We start from the raw sequence: 19695 nt of genomic DNA, 5'->3' as shown, positions 1-19695 counted from the left end.
TCCTGATTAAAACGCCGCATAAAGACGGCCTGGGTTGAAAATGCCGTAGGCATCCAACTCGGCCTTCAGGTTGCGATGATACTTTTCGACCACGGGGTTGAGCGGAGTGAAGGGTGACTCTGCTCCGCCTTGGGCGTAGGGGGTAAAGCAAGTGGCATGACCACCTGCCTGCTGGCAAGCCGTGCGCAACGTATCAGCTGCCGCGCTGGTTTTTATCCACCGCTGGCTGCCACCCCAGTCATAGAAGATATCGCTTTGAGGGATATCCAAGGCTAGCGGCGGCGTATTGGGGGGTAATGATAAGCGCCACAGTGCTTGCCCTTCATTCAGACTGAAAAAAGGATGCTGATGGTCGCGCAGTTGCTGCCAGAAATCGCTGGAAAGTGATTCGCCACCCAGGCGTTCCTTGGTCGCATTAACGGAACTTGCGCCGCCTTCTAAACGAATAAATAGCTCGCCTGCGTGCCATCCGGCTGCGGTAATGGGCAGCGGCTGTCGCCCTAGTTCGGCGAGCTTACCCAAGGCATCTTCAAGACTCATGCTTAGGCGTAGGCTGTGAGTGGCAGTAGGAATAGGCAGGACTTTAAACGAGATATCCGCTAGCACGCCTAGCGTCCCCTGAGCACCTGCCATTAAGCGTGAGAGGTCGTATCCGGCGACGTTTTTCATGACTTCACCGCCAAAACGCAACAACTTGCCTTCTTGGGTGATCACGCGTGTGCCCAAGACAAAGTCTCTTGCTGCGCCAGCCCATGGGCGGCGTGGGCCGGACATGCCGGTGGCAACAGCACCGCCAATGGTGCTGGCATCGCTGAATGCGGGTGGTTCAAAGGCCAGCATTTGATTTTCTTCGGCTAGAGCTGCGTTGAGTGCGCTTAACCGCGTACCGGCACGAACAGTAATTACAAGCTCTACCGGGTCATAAGAGATAATGCCGCTATGGGGCGACATGTTTAAGGCGTTGCCTTCTACCGCTCGGCCGTAAAAAGCGCGGGTATCGCCACCAACTATGCGCAGTGGCGTGCGGTTGGCATAGGCGCTGCGCACCTGTTCGCACAGGTCGTCAGCGATATCTTGATCGGCAGCATGTATCGCTAGTTCAGTCATGGTGATTCCTAATCATTATGCTTCCTAGTGGTTAGTCGACTAGGAGTCGCATCAGAAGCGTGGTAGTTCCGGATGCGGTAGTTCGTTGTTGTGCACATGCATCGCGCCAAACTCAGCACAGCGCGCCAGGGTAGGAATATTTTTTCCTGGGTTGAGTAAGCGCTGTGGGTCAAAAGCGGCTTTCAAGGCATGGAATACCGTTAGCTCATCGGATTGAAACTGACTGCACATCTGATTAATTTTTTCGCGGCCGACACCATGTTCGCCAGTGATGGAGCCGCCCGCCGCGACGCATAGCTCGAGAATTTTTCCGCCGACGTCCTCTGCAAGAGCCAGCTCTCCCTCTTTATTGGCATCAAATAGAATCAGCGGGTGCATATTGCCGTCACCGGCATGGAAGACGTTGGCAATCGCCAAGCCACTCTCTTCCGACAGGGCGGCAATACCTTTGAGAACGCGAGGGAGTTCGCGGCGAGGGATGGTGCCATCCATGCAGTAGTAGTCAGGCGACATGCGCCCCACCGCGGGGAAAGCATTTTTTCGCCCTGCCCAGAATTTGGCCCGCTCAGCCTCATCGCGAGCCTGTTGAATGTCGGTCGCCCCCGCTTTTTCTAAGACGCGACGAACGGTTTGGCAATCGTCGTCCACATCGGCTTCAACGCCATCTAGCTCACACAGAAGAATGGCTTCTGCTTCAACGGGGTAACCTGCCTTGATGAAATCTTCAGCAGCCTTGATGGCCAGCTTATCCATCATTTCTAACCCGCCAGGAATGATCCCCGCAGCAATAATGTCACCAACAGCACGGCCCGCTTTTTCTACGTCGTCAAAGCTGGCCATGAGTACCTTGGCGGTTTCAGGTTTGGGCAGCAGCTTTACGGTGATTTCAGTGACCACACCCAACATGCCTTCAGAGCCATTCATCAACGCGAGGAGGTCAAAGCCTGGTGCATCCAGCGCTTCGGATCCCAGCGTCATACGCTCGCCTTCAATCGTCATGACATCAACACGCATCACGTTATGAACGGTGAGACCATACTTGAGGCAGTGCACGCCACCCGCATTTTCCGCCACGTTGCCACCAATGGAGCAAGCGATCTGTGACGATGGGTCGGGTGCATAATAAAGCCCGTAAGGAGCAGCAGCTTCAGAAATAGCTAAGTTGCGCACGCCTGGCTGTACACGTGCAATGCGAGCATCCGGGTCAACATTAATAATTGTGTTGAAACGTGACATCACTAGCAGGACGCCTCGTTCAAGCGGTAAAGCACCGCCTGAAAGTCCCGTGCCTGCACCACGAGTAACCACCGGAACACCCAGGGCGTGGCAGCGTTTTAAAAGACCTTCGACTTGTTCCAGCGTCTCGGGTAACGCAACCAGCATCGGCAGGATGCGATAAGCGGCAAGGCCGTCGCACTCAAAGGGATGCAAGTCCTCTTCACGGTGCAGCAGCGTTAAAGACGGCACTGCGTTTTGCAGATCATCTAAAACATCTGCTTTATCGCGGTGAATGAATTCGCCGTCGAGGCGTTCATCGAAAAGAAAGTTCATGTTAGCTCCTGTGGGTGAGGAGAGCAGAAAATTATCTAATCACTTTATGGAAAATCTTTCCATAAATAACTAATTCGGTGCTGGAAAACTTTTGCATACAGTGAAAATGCTAATAACGTGTTAGTGCTTTACCGTTTCTGCTGAGGTTGCCGGGGAGTCACCTCTTGTGAAGAGGCTGCTGGGTTGCCCTTAGGCTACCCAGCAGGGGAGACTCACTCTTGATTAACGTTTTCCCATCACATCAGTGGATCGGTAATGCCAATCACATAAAAAGCAATAAGGGCAATGATCCCAGTAAAGATCAGATAGTAGATCGTGGGAATAATTGTTTTACGAATCGTTGTACCTTCGCGACCCAGTAGGCCAACCGTCGCTGATGCGGCGACAACATTGTGAATCGCAATCATGTTACCCGCTGCGGCACCAACGGCCTGCAGCGCGACCATCATCGCGGTGGACAGCCCAAGTGTTTCGGCAACGCTAAACTGGAATTCCGCTAGCATCAGATTAGAAACGGTATTGGAACCGGCAATAAAGGCACCCATAGCCCCAACCGCAGGTGCAAAGAAGGGATAAATTCCCCCTACGCTGTTAGCTACCGCTTGGGCCATCATGACGGGCATTGACACAAGGTCAGCACCATTCACGCCAGAGTTAATCAGGATGCGCACCATGGGAACGGTGAAGATCAAGACAAAGCCAGCACCGAAGATGGTTTTAGTGGATTCAGACACGGCAGCGCTGATTTTCTGCGGGTTCATGCGGTGCAAGAAGTAGGTGACGATGACCACCGCGATAATAATGCCGCCTGGCAAATAAAGCGGCTGTACACCGCCGCTGACACCGGCTTCGCCTAAAATGTTGCTCCAGCTTAGGTTAACGGAGGTCAGCGCAGCTTTCAGCGGTTCAACGATGCGTGAAGCAACCAAGAATATCGCGAGTAGGACGTAAGGAATCCAGCCCTTGAAGGTCGACATTGGCGCTTTACCAACAACGTCATCCAGTTTGATCTGCAGGTTGCCGATCCATTCGTCTGGCCAAGATGTTGATTCAGGAAAGTCCCAGGTGTCTTTCGGCAGTAAGAAGCCTTTACGAGCAGCGGGCACTACAATCGCTAAGCCCACCATTGCCCCAATCATTGACGGGAATTCTGGACCTAAGAAAACGCCGACCAGCATGTAAGGTACGACGAACGAAATGCCAGTAAAGATCGCAAAGGGCGCAATGGATAGACCTTCTTTCCAGGAGCGATTCGCACCGAAGAAGCGCACCATGATCAAGACCAAAATCAGAGGCATCAATATGCCTACGATGCCGTGAGTAATGGCTACAGAGCTAGTAATTTGCTGGAAAAAAACGTCCCACGTAGAGCCGCTAGCTTCCAACTGGGCAGTGATGCCAGCGCGATCCAGCCCGCTACCGACACCCACTACAACTGGGGTGCCGACGGCGCCAAAAGAGACCGGAGTGGACTGAATCATCATGCCGACAACAACGGCTGCCAGGGCAGGGAAGCCAAGCGCTACCATGAGCGGTGCGGCTACTGCTGCAGGCGTACCAAAGCCAGAAGCCCCTTCAATGAAGCAGCCGAATAACCAAGCAACAATTAGCGCCTGAACGCGACGGTCAGGGCTAATGCCTGAAAAACCGTTACGAATCGCAGTGATGCCGCCAGAATGCTTAAGCGTATTTAGCAGCAAGATGGCGCCAAAAATTATCCATAAAAGGCCTGCTGTTTGAATCAGCCCTTGAATGGTAGACGCGGCAACGCGGCTAAACGACATATCCCAAGCGGTCAGACCAATGACGGCTGCGGTCAGGAAAACAATCGGCATCGCTATTTTTGCGGGTATTTTAAAACCAATGAGCAAAATACCGGCAAGCAGCAGCGGCAGAAATGCCAGAAGTGCAAGTGTAGTTTCATTCATTTTAGGAATGGCCCCTTGTTATTGATTTGGTGTGCTCGGCAGATGCCAGCGATCGTGGCAATGCTGGTTGGATCAGTGCGAAAGATACGGTTAGGTAGAAAAAATGGCTATATTGGATAATTGGTAAGACCAATTAAGAGTGGTTGTATGTATAGGCGTTGAACCACTCTTTTAAATTTAACGAATTGTTTTTATTTGCTTTTAAATTTCCACAATGCAGTAGGGATGCCTGCAACCCATTAGACTAATAGACAGTACAGTTTCCATCTAAAAAGGCAGTACAGGGCAAATGAATGGAGCAAAAGTCGCTCGCTTACTTAGCTGATATGAAGACCTTCGGGGTGGGTTCAGAGCAAGTAAAACCCGTTACTTGCGTCCTTGGTGGCTTAAGCCCATTGTTGTCAGCGTGTGTTTGGTTTTAACCACGTTTCTAATTACAAGGAGGCCGTCACAGTGGCAATAACTCTTTATGACTTATGCGGACGCGATGAGCGCTTACGCTTTTCTCCCTATTGCTGGCGCGTTCGTATGGCACTGGCACACAAAGGGTTGGAATATACGACTGTTCCTTGGCGTTTTCTTGATAAAGAGGCACTTGCCTTTGCCGACTACGACAAAGTGCCGGTGTTAACCGATGGTGACACGGTTGTCACTGATAGCTTCGAGATCATGCGCTACTTAGATAAGGCCTACCCTGCCAATCCAGTATTGGGAGAGGGGGTGAGCTATCAACGAGTCCACTTTTTTAAGCTCTATATTGAGCGTAGCGTGACCCCGGCACTTTTTCGCACGGTCGCGCTGGATTTATTAGCGGCCATACATCCTGACGACCGCGCCTACTTCAGAGAGACCCGCGAAGCCCGTTTTGGTATGCGTTTAGAGGACGTCAATAATCCAGAGCAGGGGCGAGCACAGCTGAAAAAGCTGTTGGCTCCTGTACGTGATCAGCTTCGGAGTAACCCATTTCTAGATGGTGAAGCACCCAGTGGAGCAGATTACCTACTATTTGGCAGCATGATGTGGGCATATACAGTGTCACTTGAGCCATTAGTTGACGCTAATGATCCGGTTGATGAGTGGTTTAAGCGTATGCTGGAGGTGCACGAGGCGGTCGCGGGTAAGGCCATTACTATTCGTGATCTATAATGTGTCAGGCGGCAATAATGCCGCCTGTATCCATCGTATGTACGAGGAAAGCCACACAAACGACTTATGTCGTATGTGTGAGAGGAGATGGCAATGATTGATCTGTATTACTGGACAACTCCCAATGGCCACAAAATCTCCATCATGCTGGAAGAAGCAAAACTTCTTTACCGGGTAAAACCTGTCAACATAGGGCGTGGCGAGCAGTTTGACCCTGAATTCTTAACCATTGCGCCGAATAATCGTATTCCCGCCATTGTGGATCATGCACCTCAAGACGGTGGTCAGCCCCTGGCACTGTTTGAGTCAGGGGCTATTTTGGAATACCTGGCTGATAAGTGCGGACAGTATCTGCCCGCTGAGGGGCGAGAGCGTTATGTCGTGCTGCAATGGCTTCATTGGCAAGTGGGCGGGTTGGGGCCGATGGCGGGTCAAAACCACCATTTTTGCCACTATGCGCCGCAAAAAATCGAATATGCTATCGGACGTTACGTGCGCGAGACGTATCGCTTGTACAGCGTGCTAGATCAACGACTATCTCAGCAGCATTATGTGGGAGGTGATCGTTACTCCATCGCTGATATGGCGATTTATCCATGGATTGTGCCTTGGGAAAAGCAGTGCCAAACGTTAGAGGAGTTTCCTGACCTAGAGCGTTGGTTTGATGAAGTAGCACAGCGCCCAGCTGTGCGAAAAGCTTATTCTTTGATCGAAGACGTCAATCCGCAGGCGGGGGGAGAAATAGATGAGCAGGCACGTAAATACTTGTTTGGCAATCGCTAAGTAGCCACTACTTGGTTGATCAGGTTGCCGCCTTCAATCGTTAGCAGCAATGTTGTTAAAAAATAATGTTGCGCTGCACAAAAGGCACTGCTAGCTTTGTTGTTAGTAAAGGCAACCGCCTGATCATCGACCGCTTATCGATGCGTGTCGAATCGCTAGCTCACTTAAGGAGATTATGTGATGAACAAGGCCGCAGAGAAATCCACCCAGCAGTTTGAGTCTGTCTTTGTATCGCCAATGCGTTCTTATACCCTGGCAGCGCTTGATTATTATCAGCAAGTTGTCAGCGCGCAAATGGATGCAGCACGTGCATACTCTGATATGACGGTTGCTCAGGCACGCACATGGTTAGACGTTAAAGATGCCGACAGCTTTAAAAAAGCCATGGAAAGCCAGCAAAAAACAGCCTCTGACCTAATGGAGCGTATGAAAGGAGACTCTGAAAAAGTCACCTCCATTAGCCAAAACTTTATGCAAGAGAGCCAGAAAATGGCGGAAGAGACCACTAAGAAAGCCGTGGAAACCGCTAAGCAGTAACCTATTTTCATTAGGTAAGTGACTGATAGTAAACGATCAAATGCTATTAATTGATCGATGAAATGCCGCACCGTCAGGTGCGGCATTTTTTGTCTATATGCATTTTAACGCGTTGTAAGACGTTATTTCTGCAAGCAAAAAGGAGTGGCTGTAGCGCTGGCGTTTGCGTGGTGATATGCCCGTTACAACGGCTGTTCAGCCCGTACGTTCAGCCTGAAGCGGGCGATACGAATAATCTCCTTAATTGCTGTTTCACGCTCTTCAGCTAAACCATTGTGTAAGCGTGCTTCAAACGCCGCCAAAATGGCGTGGCGATCAAGCCCCTTCACCGCAATGACGAAGGGGAAGCCAAATTTTTCTTTGTAAGCAGCATTGAGTTGTTCGAAGCGGGCAAACTCTTCAGGCGTACATTGATCTAGCCCAGCGCCTGCTTGCTCGCGTGTAGAGTCTTGGGTCAGCTCACCCGACATCGCCGCTTTGCCTGCTAAGTCAGGGTGGGCCTGAATAACCGCAATTTGCTGTTCAGGTGTGGCCCGCTGCAGCATAAGTCCCATCAGGTCAGCTAGCGCATCCGGCGCGTCATGCGCATTACTTAACCCTTCTTTCCAGGCAGCTTCCGCCACCCAGGGAGAGTGCTCATATACATCGCCGTAATGTTGGGTAAAGGTTTCTAAGCTGCATGTGCTAGGAGCGGGCGAAAGGGTAAGTGATGTTGAGGTAGCCACTAAATTTCTCCAGTATGTTTAATCATGGGAATACTGTATACAATAAATGGTATCAACGGTACTCTTTGACCGATAGGTTAAGTCGGTCGACTGCTATCAACAGCAGTTACCAACAACTATTATCAACAACAGTCAACAACAACTGTGATTATTAAGGAGTTGCTATGGGACGGTTAACGACTCACGTACTCGATACCGCTAAAGGACAGCCCGGCCAGGGGATTACCATTGACGTGTTCCGCCTAGCAGGCACCACGCGCGAACACTTGGGCAGTGTGATTACCAACAGCGACGGTCGTTGTGATGCGCCTATCTTAGAGGGTGATGCCCTCACAGTAGGCGAGTACGAGCTGGTTTTCCACGCGGGTGACTACTTGCGCGCCCAAGGCATCGCTTCTCAAGAGCCGCGCTTTTTGGACGTGGTTCCTTTACGTTTTGGCGTTGCAGATGCCAGCCAGCACTACCATGTGCCGTTACTGCTATCCCCTTATAGTTACTCTACCTACCGCGGTAGCTAGAGCTTGGCTATCTTTTCGCCGATTTTTGCCTAGCCTGACGTTCGCTCGCTGAGTTACCAGGTAAACCTGCTAGGACTTGTTTATGCAAGCATATATTATTGATTTTGCTAACTTATTGTTACGCTGGCTGCACGTCATAGCAGCCATTGCCTGGATCGGTGAGTCGATCTATTTTGTCATGCTGGATAATGGCTTAAGAACGCCGAAAGCAGCCGAAGATCGTGAAAAAGGCGTATTTGGAGAGATGTGGGCCGTGCATGGCGGTGGTTTCTACCATAATCAAAAGTATGCTACTGCGCCTGCCAAGCTGCCGAATGATCTTCATTGGTCGTTCTGGAAAGCCTATACGACGTGGCTATCGGGTTTTGCCTTGTTCGTTATTCTGTATATGGCAAACCCAGGCTTCTATCTAGTTAACCCCAACAGCAACTGGGCGTGGGCGGCGAGTATGACAGGCTGGCAGGCCAATCTACTGGCGCTGGCCTTCTTGCTCGGCGGTTGGGTGGTTTATAACGAACTCTGTAAACGCATAAGCCCTAACATGGACCGCGACGGTCTTCTCAGCGTTGCCGTTGCGGTGATGATGATAGTGGTCGCCTATTTAAGCACCCAGATGTTCACAGGGCGTGCCGCCTTCCTATTAACCGGGGCTGTGATGGCCACCGCCATGTCAGCTAACGTGTTCTTTTGGATTATTCCCGGCCAGCGCCGCATGGTGAAAGCCATGAAGGCAGGCGAAGCGCCTAATCCTTTGGATGGCAAGCGAGGCAAGCAGCGTTCGGTACATAACACCTACTTTACGTTGCCGGTAGTACTGTTGATGGTGAGTAACCACTACTCTTTCATCTACTCCCATGAGCTTTCCTGGGTGGTCATGGTACTGTTTATTTTTGCCGGTGCCCTTATTAGGCAATTCTTTGTATTAATGCACGCAGGGAAAACACAGCCAGCCTATCCTGCCGTAGGGATAGGGCTTATTCTATTAGCGTTTTGGGTAGCCGCACCAAGCCCTAGTGCTGGTAATGCGAGCGCGTCTGGTGCGCCCAGCCAAGCCCAAATTTCAGGGTTAATTGATCAGCATTGTAGTCAATGCCATGCTCGCAACCCTGAGCATGCCGGTTTTTCAGCACCGCCTGCAGGCTACGCGTTTGATACTTGGGATGAAATCCTGGGACATCAAGCGCAAATTAAGCAAGTTGTCGCGAGTCGATATATGCCACTTGGCAACATCACCAACATGAGTGATGAAGAGCGCGATATTATTGCCGCGTGGGAGGAGTGATTAAAGTCGCAGACAGGAGACCCTATGAGTGATGCGCAGGCGGCGTTAAAGCAAAGACCCGTAGAAAAAGAAGGCGAAGAGCGTCACGAGTCAATCTATCGCGCGGTTAGCGACGCCATTGTAGAGCAGCGGCTAAAACCGGGTGCTCGGCTGCGCGAAGACGCCTTGTCAGACGTCTTTGGTATCAGCCGTACCGGTATTCGTAAAATCTTGCAGCGCTTAGCATTAGAACAGTTGGTAACGCTCACGCCACGGCGGGGAGCCAGCGTAACACGGCCTACTGCCGAAGAGGCCAAGGATGTGTTCGACGCACGCCAGATGATTGAGTGTGGGCTGATGCCTGATGTAGCAAAGCGGATTGGAGAGAAAGAAGCCGCTGAACTACGGGAAATGGCTCGTCAAGAGCGTCAAGCGCTGCGCAATGGCCAACAGAGCATCGCTATCCGCCTGTCTGCTGATTTTCACGTGCGCCTTGCCCAGCTTTCGGGTAACGCAACGCTTGCGGAATTTGTTGAGCGTCTGTGCTCACGCTCGTCGTTGATTCTGGCGGTTTACGGTCATCGTGGTCACTTAGGCTGCGAATCCCACGATCACGATGATTTGATCGGCTATCTGGAAGCGGGCAATGGCGAGCGTGCGAAAGCGTTTATGAGCCGCCATCTCAAAGCGATTGAAGCATCACTTTCGATGGTTGAAGAAGAAGAGAATGTGCCAGACCTGCAGCAAATTTTTGGTGGTTAAGCAGTGAAATATAAACAGTGAAAAAGCCCAGGCCTTTAGGCCTGGGCTTTTTTGTGAGGGTAGCAAGTTTAATGCTGTGTGAGTGCTTACACCGCAGGTGCTGGGACGGCCTTAAACTGGCGCATTAAACCATAATAGAACAGCCCACCTAACCCGGCGCCAATCAGCCAACCATAGCCGCCAAGGCTTTCGAACGCGGGCACAATGACCGTAGAGAGCGAGAATAACGCTGCACCGCCGAAAGCAATCAAGGCGCGGCTATTCCAGCCATTAACGTAGTAGTAGGCGCTGCTGGGCGCTGAGGAGAATAGCTCTTGCATATTGAGGTGTTGGCGTTTGATCAGGTAGTAATCCACCACAATGATGCCGTAAAACGGCGCTACTATGGCACCTAAGGCGTTAACGAAGCCGGGTACGCCGATTTGGCTAATCACTGAAATCCATAGCGCACCGACAAAGAAGGCAATCACTGCGGTAATCAAGCCACCCATTTTAAAACTAATTTTGCTGGGAAACAGGTTGGCCAAGTCGTAAGCCGGTGGAATAAAGTTAGCGACCAAGTTGATGCCTACGGTGGCCGCGAAGAAGGTGAGGGCAGCCACAATGGTTAATGGTAGTGAATCAACACGCTCAACAATATCGGCGGGATTGGTCAGTGCATCGCCAAACAGTACCAATGTGCCAGCTGTAATGATTAACGCAATAAACGAGAAAAAGGCGACGTTTAGTGGCAAGCCCAGCAAGTTGCCAAGTTTCATTTGGCGCTCGGTTTTGACAAAACGCGTGAAATCGCCAAAGTTAATCACTACCGCTGCAAAGTAGGCCACCATGGTGCCAACAATTGCCAGAAACGCCCCAAAACTACTGCCACTTTGCTCGCCGCTACCGCTAAAAATAGTGCTCACTGCGGGCAGTAGTTCACTTCCGGCCTGGAACCATACAATGATCATCAGTACGACCATCACCACATAAACCAGCGGCCCAGCCCAGTTTAGAAAGTGTTTGATACGCTCAATGCCCTGCCAGAAAATGGCGATTTGAAATAACCAAACAATCACGAAAGACAACCAAGCGACCCCTGAAAGGCCCAGAAAAGTGCTGCCATTGCCGGCCCCAAACAGGGCTGTGATGAGCAGCGTCACAGCCGTTGAGGCAAAGTAAGTCTGTACGCCGTACCAAAAAATACCAACGATAGCGCGTAACAACGCTGGCAGGTTAGCTCCCCGTACTCCCATGCTGGCGCGAACCATAACAGGAAAAGGGATGCCGTATTTGACGCTTGGTTTGCCGGTTAGGTTGACCAGGAACATGACAATGACACCGGCAAGAATGATGGCTGCCATCACTGCCCAGCCATTCAGGCCGTAGGACAGAAACAGCGATGCCGCTAAGGTGTAGCCAAACAGGCTTTGAATATCATTCGACCACACGTTGAAGATTTCAAACGCGCCCCAGTTACGGTCTTGAGGCTTTAAGGGCGCAAGGTCTTCATTGTAAAGAGTGGGATCAATTTGCTTTATATCGAGATCACTATTGGACGGCTGCTTATTCATGGTTAACGCTCTCTTGTCGGAAACGATTGCCTGCCACGCACCGCGAGCAGGCAGACACGCATCATGGTTACTGGGTAAAACGTTGGCAGGCGGGCCAATGCTTCATCAGTAGGTAATAGCTCAACCCGGCAGGAATAAGGCTGGCGTACCATGAGACCGAAGAGAATGTCAGCGCGGCCACAATGCCGACTACCGTAGCAATTAAGGCGGCTTTGTTGACGCCTTGGTAGGGGCCAGAAGGGTCGTATAGTTTACTAATGTCCAGTGTGCGACGGCGGATGATGTAGTAATCGACGACGAGAATGGCAAAGATAGGCCCAAGAAACGCAGAGTACGTTTGAACGAATAGCTGTAGACCAGCCGCCGACTCAGGCTGAACAAGTTTCCATGGAAAAGTGGCAAATGCCAGTAGACCTACAATAACGGTGGCGACCGGAAACTTAAGTTTAAATACGTCCATTAATACGTAGGTGGGGGGCACCACATTATTCAGCACGTTCGTGGTGACCTGTGCAAAGGCGATGAATAGCAGCGTGGTCATTAGCAGGGGCGTGTTGTCTACAGCGTTAGCAAATACCTGAATGGGGTCTGCTGTGCCTGTCGCCTCTGACACCATGTAGCCAATCAAGCCCATAAACAGCGTGCAGGGCAGAATCGACATGGCATAGATCGTCGTTAATAAGCTCTGGCGGGTGCCTTTCTTGTGCTCTCGTGAATAGTCGCTAACATTCAGCATCATGGTGCTATAAATGCCCAGAAACAGCATGGTAGCGCTCCAGAACGGCAAGCCCCAAGAGCCTTCCATGGTCAAAATGCTGGCCGACAGCTCATCGCCGTAGCGTTGCACCGTGGCGTAGAACATATACATCAGCGAAAGCAAAATAAAGACGCTGCCGATATTCTCAAGCCATTTAATCCCCTGAAAGCCCAGCACTGACAAACCAATCTGCAAAAATTGGAAGGTAATAAAGTAGAAAATCAGGTTATCGAAACCGAACAGTGTGGCAGACACCATATTGAGCGCGCCTGCGCCAATCCAGCTTTGAAAGCCGTACCACACCACCGCTGGCACAGCCCTTACCAAGCCAGGAATGCGGGTGCCACTAAAGCCAAAGGCGCTACGCGCTTGCACCATAAAGGGAATGCCATATTTGTAGCCAGCTGCGCCATTAACTGCCAGCGCAATACCGATCACAAAGCAGCCAATCGCTATAGCGAGTGTTGCCTGTAGAAGGTTTAAGGTGCCCACCACGCTTGAACCCATGGCAAAGGTGCCAATTGAGACGCATCCACCAAACCAGGCTAAAAAGTAGGACATTCGCCCCATGATTCGCGTGCTTTGCGGTGCTAGGCTTTCTGCGCCGATGGCTTTGTCAGCTATTGCGGTGTTCGCAACGGATGGTTCTTCTGACGTAAGAGCAGGGTTGGAGTTGCTCATGTTTCCGTCCTCGCAAGATTGTCGGTGTTATTGGCAGCTTGAGCGCATTACGCGCCCAAGCGATGCTTGCGGCATGGCGTGCTAACGGGAGTACAGTTATTTTTGAAGTTATTGTTTTTAAGACCTGTTTTTAAGACCTGTTTTTAAGACCTGTTTTTAAGGCCTGTCTTTTAGGGCCAATCTTTTAAGTCATGGCTACTACGTGTTTTTTAGTGATATTTACCTTGGTGAGGGAAGGTGAAGGTCGGAGAGTGCAGAGAATTTGCCGGTAAATGCTTTCGGGCGCGGGTAGTCCAGGTCGCCATGTTTGCTGGTGTAGAGACCTAGGCTAACCAGCGATTCGGCAAGCTTTAATGCGGCGCTAACGCCCTCTATCACCGGTAAGCCAACCTCGCGGGTGATCTCTTCAGTCAGATTCGCCATCCCACCGCACCCTAAAACGATGGCACCAATGCCGTCTTCATCGCGGGCGCGGCAGCACTCTTCGACAATGCGGGTAAAGGCGGCATCAGGGTGATGTTCAAGATCGAGAACCGGAATTTCTGCAGCGCGTATGCGGCGACAGTGATGGCGGAACCCATACTGCTCAAGCAAGTGTTCTGCAATAATGCCGGTACGCCCTAACGTCGTCACAATCGAGAAGCGGGTGCTGACCAGCGTGGCTAAATGAAAGGCGGCTTCCGCAATGCCGATGACGGGTGCGCGGGTTAACTCACGGGCTGCGAGTAAACCAGGATCGCCAAAGCAGGCCACCACGTAAGCATCGATGCCGCCTTCACGTTCTCCTTTAAGAACTTCTTCGGCAACGCCTACCGCGCTAATGGCCTCGTCAAAATGACTCTCGATGGACACCGGTCCCGCATCAGGCTGGGTGGCGCTAACCGTTGTCGATGCCGCTGCCTGCCGCTGGGCGGCTTGATGAATGGCAGCCGTCATTGAGGCTGTTGTGTTTGGATTGATAATGCGTATATGCATGTTGAATCGCTCGCTAGTAGACAAAATTGAGCATCTTGTATACGAAAATAGGGCGGTTTTGCGTGGATCGCAAGCCTTTTTATGCGCTTAAAATATCAGCGTCGATTGACCAAATGTTCAAGTTTCAACAGGTTAGCGACTTGGCTGCTATAAAATGCTAACCATCTCAGCTAATTAAGCGGTTGTTGGATTGCGGTTGTTCTATAAAGCCGCTATTTTGTATACAATTATTTTCTGTATTGTAGATCTTTAATTTCAATAAAATGCTCTGCAACCAGCTATCTACAATCGTATAAAAGGAGCCGTTGAATGCCTCATTCATCTAATCGACCATCGAATGCTTACTCTCGCGACCTGGTGGGATATGGTCGCACCCCCCCTCATGCTAATTGGCCAGGCAAGGCGAAAATTGCTGTTCAGTTTGTGCTTAATTATGAAGAGGGCGGGGAGAACTGCGTCCTTCACGGCGACTCAGGCTCCGAACAGTTCCTGTCGGAAATCATCGGCGCACCGGCTTATCCGGATCGCCACTTGAGCATGGAGTCTATCTACGAGTACGGCTCCCGCGCCGGGGTGTGGCGCATTCTGCGTGAATTTGAAAAGCGTGATTTGCCTCTCACGGTGTTTGGCGTTGCCATGGCGCTGGAGCGTAACCCTGATGTCGCTCAGGCATTTAAAGAGTTAGGTCACGAGATTGCCTGTCACGGCTATCGCTGGATTCACTATCAGGAAGTGCCCGAGCACGTTGAGCGAGAGCACTTGCAGAAAGCCATGGAGATTTTCCAGCGTCTTTACGGTGAGAAGCCACAAGGCTGGTACACCGGGCGCGATAGCCCCAACACCCGGCGCTTAGTGCTAGATGAAGGCGGTTTCCTTTATGATAGCGACTACTACGGCGACGACTTACCTTTCTGGACGCAGGTGACCGATAGTCAGGGAAGTGATCACAACCACCTGATTGTGCCCTACACGCTGGACAGCAATGATATGCGCTTTGCCGCGCCGCAAGGTTTCAACACTGCGGATCACTTCTTTACCTACCTGCGCGATGCCTTTGATGTACTTTACGCAGAAGGGGAGGAGGCGCCCAAAATGCTTTCGGTGGGCATGCACTGTCGCTTATTAGGGCGCCCTGGACGTTTCCGCGCCCTACAGCGCTTCTTGGATTACATCGAAAGCCACGACCGTGTTTGGGTGGCTCGGCGGGTTGATATCGCCCGTCACTGGGCGGAACATCACCCTGCAACTCGTTAATTAAGCAGCTTAATAGGATGCTATGACGCCGCATATCGGACAGCGGATTACCGCCCAGTTTGACGCGCTAACTGCCCAGGAGCAGCGGGTGGCGAGCTTTATCCTCGATCACTTTGATGATCTGGCGGTGTATAGCGCCGCTGATTTGGCGCGTTTGACTGGGGTGTCCAAATCGACGGTTAGCCGCCTATTCAAGCGGCTGGGGTTTGAAAGCTACCGCACCGTTAAAGACCACGCCCGCCAGCTACGTAACTTGGGCGTGCCTTTGGTGATCGACCCCAACGCCATGCAGGAAGAGGCCGGGGCACCGTTTCAGCGCCATTTGCAGCGGGAGCAGGATAATCTACAGCGCTGCTTAAACGGCATTTCGGCGGATCAATTTGCGGCACTGGTAGAGCGGTTGGATAGCGCGCGTCATGTGGTCGTGATCGGCTTTCGTAACAGCTACCCGCTAGCGCTGCATTTTCGCCAGCAGTTGATTCAAGCGCGTACCCAGGTGCGGGTGGTTCCTCACCCAAATCAGTCGTTAGCGGAAGAGATTGTCGACCTCACCGAGCAAGACGTGGTGGTGTTGTTTGGTTTTCGCCGCCGCCCAGCGGCATTTGCTTCGCTAATTGATGCACTTGAGCGAACACCTGCCAAGGTGGCCTTACTGGCTGACCCCACCGCGATCAATTTTGCCTCACAGGTAACGTGGTTTTTTGAAGCGCCGCTGGAAAGTCTCTCCGCTTTCGATAGCTACGCCGCCGCCAATAGCCTGATCTGCCTGATCGCCAACGGCGTGTTGCATCGGCGCCTTGCAGAAGGGCGAGAGCGCATCAGCGCGATCAGCGATGTTTACGCTGAGCTTAGTGAGTTGGAAGCGCCCTCCATGAGCGTGGATAGGGGCGCCCAGTAGGCTTTGCACGAAAACTGTCTGCGCTCGGCAATATGGCGTTAAAAATAGCCTCGTGCGCGAGCCCGATCAAAATACTCACTTACAAACTCATCTCTGCCGTGCGCTAACCTGTCCACTGCGTTGCCTGAGCGAAAATAAGAAAGCCCAGGGCAATCGCTATCCAGACGCAAAAAAGTGGGAAGAAGAATTTGACCCACTTTTGCCACGGCACACCCGCCAGCGCCAGGGTCGCCATAAAGTAGCCCGAGGTTGGGTAAATGATATTACCGATACCGTCACCCAACTGGAACGCCAGCACCGCCGTTTGGCGGGTCACGCCGATGATGTCGGAGAGCGGTGCCATCAGCGGCATGGTGACCAGCGCTTGACCGCTGCCGGAGGGGACAATGAAATTGAAGCCTAGCTGGGCGAAGAACATGCCAATCGCTGAGAGCAGGGTGGGCAGGCCTCCGACGAGGTTGCCAAGCCCAAACACCAGAGTGTCCATGATTTGGCCATCTTCCAGCATCACCGCAACACCCCGCGCGACGCCGGCGATCATGGCCCCAACTAGTACATCGCGGAAGCCCTGGTTGAAGCCTGCGCATATTTCGTCGGTATCGAGGCCTGCGATTAGGCCCACTACAATCCCCATGATGATAAATAGGCCTGCCATCTCCATCATGAACCAGCCTTGCTGCAGCACGCCATAGACGAGTACCGCGAAGAAGGCGAAGGTGGCAACGGCAGCCAGTTTCTGGCGAGCGGTGGCGATTAAGGCAGGGCTATTGTCAGCATGCTGGTAAAGCGTACGTTTTTCGGATTCGCTAGTGTCACTGCTCAGCAGGCTAAGCGAAGGAGTCTGGTGCACCATACGGGCATAACGCATAACGAAGAAAATGGCCGCGGCTAACATCACCACAAACGCCATGACGCGCAAGCCATAGCCGGAGTAGAGAGGAAGATCTGAGAGTTGCTGCCCGAGGCCAGTATTGATGGGGTTGAGTACCCCTGTCGTGAAACCGACGGTGGTGGCACAAAGTGCTACTGCCGCTGCAGTGACTGAATCGAAACGTAAGGCAATCATTAGCGGCAAGATAACCGGCACATAGACCAGCGCCAACTCCTGGGTACCGATAACCGTCGCGATCAGTGCAAATACCGTCATTAATACGGGGATAGTGAGTAAGCTCTGTCGTGCAAAGCGACGCGTCAGCTTATCAACGCCTATTTCAATAATACCGGTGCGCCTTAGCACCATGAACATACCGCCAATCATGAAGGTGAAAAAGACGACTTCACCGGCACTCATCAAGCCATTCGGGATCGCCAGCATAAAGTCGATGATACCAATCGGAGAGGAGGCGATCTGTTCATAAGAGGTCGGGTCAATAGTGATACGACCATTGGGGCCAGGAACACGCTCGAACTGCCCGGCAGGCACAAAATGCGTCGCTATTGCTGCTAAGCCGATAAAAATGAACAGAACCACGTAAATATCAGGGATCCGACACCAGCTTTTTTTAGCCGCAGGGCTATCAGAGGAAGACGAAGAGGGGGGACGTTGGGACATGTTATGCCTCGCGTTATAAGACCGCCATAGATGACGGCTATTGTTATTAATACTTACCTGGAGCAACGACATGGTCTGTGGAAGCAACGAACAGGTCGACCAAAGTTGCTGTATATGGGCATATCCGTATAGTTTTAGAGTTATGAAACGAAAGTTGCCAAATAATTTACTCTTGGGAGAATTGTTTCACAAGTATTTCGTTAAATCGCTTTATTGTGGCTCGTTAATCTTGTATACAATATGAGAGTATTGTGTCTTCACTAAGTCATATAGGTTCCAAAATGCCAGCTAACTACTACGCCCCTACGGGGGGACATCCGCCACAAACACAGCTAACTGCTGATCGTGCCGTGTTCACAGAAGCGTATGCGTTGATTCCCAAAGGCGTGATGCGCGATATCGTCACCAGCAACTTGCCTTTCTGGGAAGGCACTCGGTTATGGGTGCTGGCGCGTCCGCTTTCAGGCTTTGCTGAAACGTTCTCGCAATACATTATGGAAGTGCAGCCTGAGGGCGGCAGTGAAAAGCCGGAGCTAGACCCTCAGGCCGAAGGCGTACTGTTCATTGTGGAAGGTGAGTTAACGCTTACTCTGGCGGGGGAACGCCATACCATGCGCCCCGGTGGCTATGCGTTTCTTCCCCCAGGTAGCCACTGGCAAGTGCGCAATGAGTCCTCTGCTCCCGTACGTTTTCATTGGGTGCGTAAAGCGTATCAGTTTGTGGAGGGATTAGACGTACCCCAAGCTTTCGTCACTAATGAGCAAGACATTGCTCCCCTCGAAATGCCGGGAACCGAAGGGCGTTGGGCAACCACGCGCTTTGTCGATCCTGCTGATGTGCGCCACGACATGCACGTCAATATCGTGACTTTTCAGCCAGGTGGCGTGATTCCTTTTGATGAAACTCACGTGATGGAGCATGGGCTTTATGTGTTGGAAGGGAAGGCGGTGTATCACCTTAACCAGCAATGGGTTGAGGTAGAGGCAGGCGACTTTATGTGGCTTCGCGCATTCTGTCCTCAAGCGTGTTACGCCGGCGGCCCGGGGCCATTCCGCTACTTACTGTACAAAGACGTCAACCGCCACGCAGCACTCAAGCTCTAACATTGAAATCAGGCGTTTAAGTTCTGGTATACAAGTTCTGGTATATAAGTTCCGGCGTTGGCTGCTTCGCTGTGTTGTTATTCGGAGAAGCAGCCTATTTTAGGATTTTATAATGATTAAATTGATAGCCGAACCACTAACAGCCGAGGCGTTTGCGCCTTTTGGCGATGTGATAGATGCCCGCACATCAGCGTCGTTTCCCATTAATGCTGGTCGTACCCAGCGCCATCATGATCTGGCGAGCGTTGAAACATTAGGCGACAACGCCCATGCGCTGATTAATATTTTTGTCAGCCAGCCGATTACGTTACCGTTGGAATTAACCTTTTTAGAGCGCCACCCTCAGGGTAGCCAAGCCTTTATGCCGCTGCATCAAGAGCGCTTTATTGTGGTGGTAGCCCCCCCTGGTGACACCATTAACGCTGCAGATGTACGCGCGTTCGTTACTGATGGCCGTCAGGGCGTCAATTATCGGGCAGGCACTTGGCATGCTATTCAGTCGGTGCTTGAGCGTGAGGGCGAGTTTTTAGTGGTAGATAGGGGAGGTGATGGCAATAACTGCGATGAGTATTCGCTTGATATTACCGTTACTCTAGGCGAATAA

18 protein-coding genes are annotated in these 19695 nt (G+C 51.7%); 10 read left to right on the top strand and 8 right to left on the bottom strand.

Translation table 11 applies throughout. The features are described from left to right. Nucleotides 1-6: 6 nt before the first annotated feature. The 3 genes from glcE to CEK60_RS15050 form a co-directional block, all read right to left on the bottom strand. On the bottom strand, nucleotides 7-1107 hold the full coding sequence (gene glcE, locus CEK60_RS15060) for a glycolate oxidase subunit GlcE (protein WP_089039727.1): 1101 nt from the start codon (nucleotides 1105-1107) through the stop codon (nucleotides 7-9). Nucleotides 1108-1158: 51 nt separating this feature from the next. After that, nucleotides 1159-2658 carry a glycolate oxidase subunit GlcD gene (glcD, locus tag CEK60_RS15055; protein ID WP_089039726.1) on the bottom strand — a complete coding sequence of 500 codons (1500 nt, stop codon included), beginning with the start codon at nucleotides 2656-2658 and terminating at the stop codon, nucleotides 1159-1161. Nucleotides 2659-2894: 236 nt separating this feature from the next. Beyond that, a complete protein-coding gene (locus CEK60_RS15050; RefSeq protein WP_089039725.1) occupies nucleotides 2895-4586 on the bottom strand; it encodes an L-lactate permease in 1692 nt (563 codons plus the stop codon). Nucleotides 4587-5039: 453 nt separating this feature from the next. Between CEK60_RS15050 and CEK60_RS15045 the strand changes: the two genes are divergently transcribed. The 3 genes from CEK60_RS15045 (at nucleotide 5040) to CEK60_RS15035 (ending at nucleotide 7052) form a co-directional block, all read left to right on the top strand. Further along, nucleotides 5040-5732 (top strand): glutathione S-transferase family protein, encoded by a 693-nt coding sequence (locus tag CEK60_RS15045; RefSeq protein ID WP_089039724.1) that lies wholly within the window; start codon nucleotides 5040-5042, stop codon nucleotides 5730-5732. Nucleotides 5733-5825: 93 nt separating this feature from the next. Beyond that, nucleotides 5826-6515, top strand: coding sequence for a glutathione binding-like protein (locus CEK60_RS15040; RefSeq protein ID WP_089039723.1), 690 nt, complete (start codon nucleotides 5826-5828; stop codon nucleotides 6513-6515). Between the two features lie 180 nt (nucleotides 6516-6695). Continuing rightward, on the top strand, nucleotides 6696-7052 hold the full coding sequence (locus CEK60_RS15035) for a phasin family protein (protein ID WP_038477905.1): 357 nt from the start codon (nucleotides 6696-6698) through the stop codon (nucleotides 7050-7052). A gap of 182 nt (nucleotides 7053-7234) precedes the next feature. Here the strand turns inward: CEK60_RS15035 and uraD are convergent, their stop codons facing one another. Then, nucleotides 7235-7777, bottom strand: coding sequence for a 2-oxo-4-hydroxy-4-carboxy-5-ureidoimidazoline decarboxylase (gene uraD / locus CEK60_RS15030; RefSeq protein WP_089039722.1), 543 nt, complete (start codon nucleotides 7775-7777; stop codon nucleotides 7235-7237). A gap of 164 nt (nucleotides 7778-7941) precedes the next feature. Between uraD and uraH the strand changes: the two genes are divergently transcribed. From uraH to CEK60_RS15015, 3 genes are all read left to right on the top strand, one after another. Beyond that, nucleotides 7942-8295 carry a hydroxyisourate hydrolase gene (gene uraH, locus CEK60_RS15025; protein WP_089039721.1) on the top strand — a complete coding sequence of 118 codons (354 nt, stop codon included), beginning with the start codon at nucleotides 7942-7944 and terminating at the stop codon, nucleotides 8293-8295. 82 nt (nucleotides 8296-8377) lie between these two features. Beyond that, nucleotides 8378-9577 (top strand): urate hydroxylase PuuD, encoded by a 1200-nt coding sequence (locus tag CEK60_RS15020; protein WP_089039720.1) that lies wholly within the window; start codon nucleotides 8378-8380, stop codon nucleotides 9575-9577. Between the two features lie 24 nt (nucleotides 9578-9601). Continuing rightward, nucleotides 9602-10318 carry a GntR family transcriptional regulator gene (locus CEK60_RS15015; RefSeq protein ID WP_089039719.1) on the top strand — a complete coding sequence of 239 codons (717 nt, stop codon included), beginning with the start codon at nucleotides 9602-9604 and terminating at the stop codon, nucleotides 10316-10318. Nucleotides 10319-10404: 86 nt separating this feature from the next. On the opposite strand, the gene CEK60_RS15010 is transcribed toward CEK60_RS15015, so the two are convergent. The 3 genes from CEK60_RS15010 to CEK60_RS15000 all read right to left on the bottom strand — a co-directional run bounded on the left by CEK60_RS15010 (nucleotide 10405) and on the right by CEK60_RS15000 (nucleotide 14284). Further along, the gene (locus CEK60_RS15010) at nucleotides 10405-11871 is read right to left on the bottom strand and encodes an NCS1 family nucleobase:cation symporter-1 (protein WP_089039718.1); all 1467 of its coding nucleotides are present in this window, start codon (nucleotides 11869-11871) and stop codon (nucleotides 10405-10407) included. Between the two features lie 67 nt (nucleotides 11872-11938). After that, the gene (locus tag CEK60_RS15005) at nucleotides 11939-13309 is read right to left on the bottom strand and encodes an NCS1 family transporter (protein ID WP_089039717.1); all 1371 of its coding nucleotides are present in this window, start codon (nucleotides 13307-13309) and stop codon (nucleotides 11939-11941) included. A 219-nt stretch (nucleotides 13310-13528) separates the two neighbouring features. Next, nucleotides 13529-14284: an aspartate/glutamate racemase family protein gene (locus CEK60_RS15000; RefSeq protein WP_089039716.1), complete on the bottom strand. Its 756-nt coding sequence runs from the start codon at nucleotides 14282-14284 to the stop codon at nucleotides 13529-13531. Nucleotides 14285-14593: 309 nt separating this feature from the next. Here CEK60_RS15000 and puuE point away from each other — a divergent pair, with 309 nt between their 5' ends. Both puuE and CEK60_RS14990 read left to right on the top strand, forming a co-directional pair. Continuing rightward, complete coding sequence (gene puuE / locus CEK60_RS14995; protein WP_089039715.1) at nucleotides 14594-15538, top strand: allantoinase PuuE; 945 nt, start codon at nucleotides 14594-14596, stop codon at nucleotides 15536-15538. A 22-nt stretch (nucleotides 15539-15560) separates the two neighbouring features. Beyond that, complete coding sequence (locus tag CEK60_RS14990; protein WP_089039714.1) at nucleotides 15561-16436, top strand: MurR/RpiR family transcriptional regulator; 876 nt, start codon at nucleotides 15561-15563, stop codon at nucleotides 16434-16436. Nucleotides 16437-16539: 103 nt separating this feature from the next. Here the strand turns inward: CEK60_RS14990 and CEK60_RS14985 are convergent, their stop codons facing one another. Beyond that, nucleotides 16540-17988: a YfcC family protein gene (locus CEK60_RS14985; protein ID WP_089039713.1), complete on the bottom strand. Its 1449-nt coding sequence runs from the start codon at nucleotides 17986-17988 to the stop codon at nucleotides 16540-16542. Between the two features lie 281 nt (nucleotides 17989-18269). On the opposite strand from CEK60_RS14985, the gene CEK60_RS14980 reads away from it, so the two are divergent. Continuing rightward, the gene (locus CEK60_RS14980) at nucleotides 18270-19091 is read left to right on the top strand and encodes a bifunctional allantoicase/(S)-ureidoglycine aminohydrolase (protein WP_089039712.1); all 822 of its coding nucleotides are present in this window, start codon (nucleotides 18270-18272) and stop codon (nucleotides 19089-19091) included. Between the two features lie 112 nt (nucleotides 19092-19203). Further along, nucleotides 19204-19695, top strand: coding sequence for an ureidoglycolate lyase (locus CEK60_RS14975; RefSeq protein ID WP_089039711.1), 492 nt, complete (start codon nucleotides 19204-19206; stop codon nucleotides 19693-19695).

Origin of the sequence: Halomonas sp. N3-2A (assembly GCF_002216165.1) — a bacterium.
Taxonomy (GTDB): Bacteria; Pseudomonadota; Gammaproteobacteria; order Pseudomonadales; family Halomonadaceae; genus Vreelandella.
This window is presented reverse-complemented; position numbering and strand designations above follow the sequence as displayed.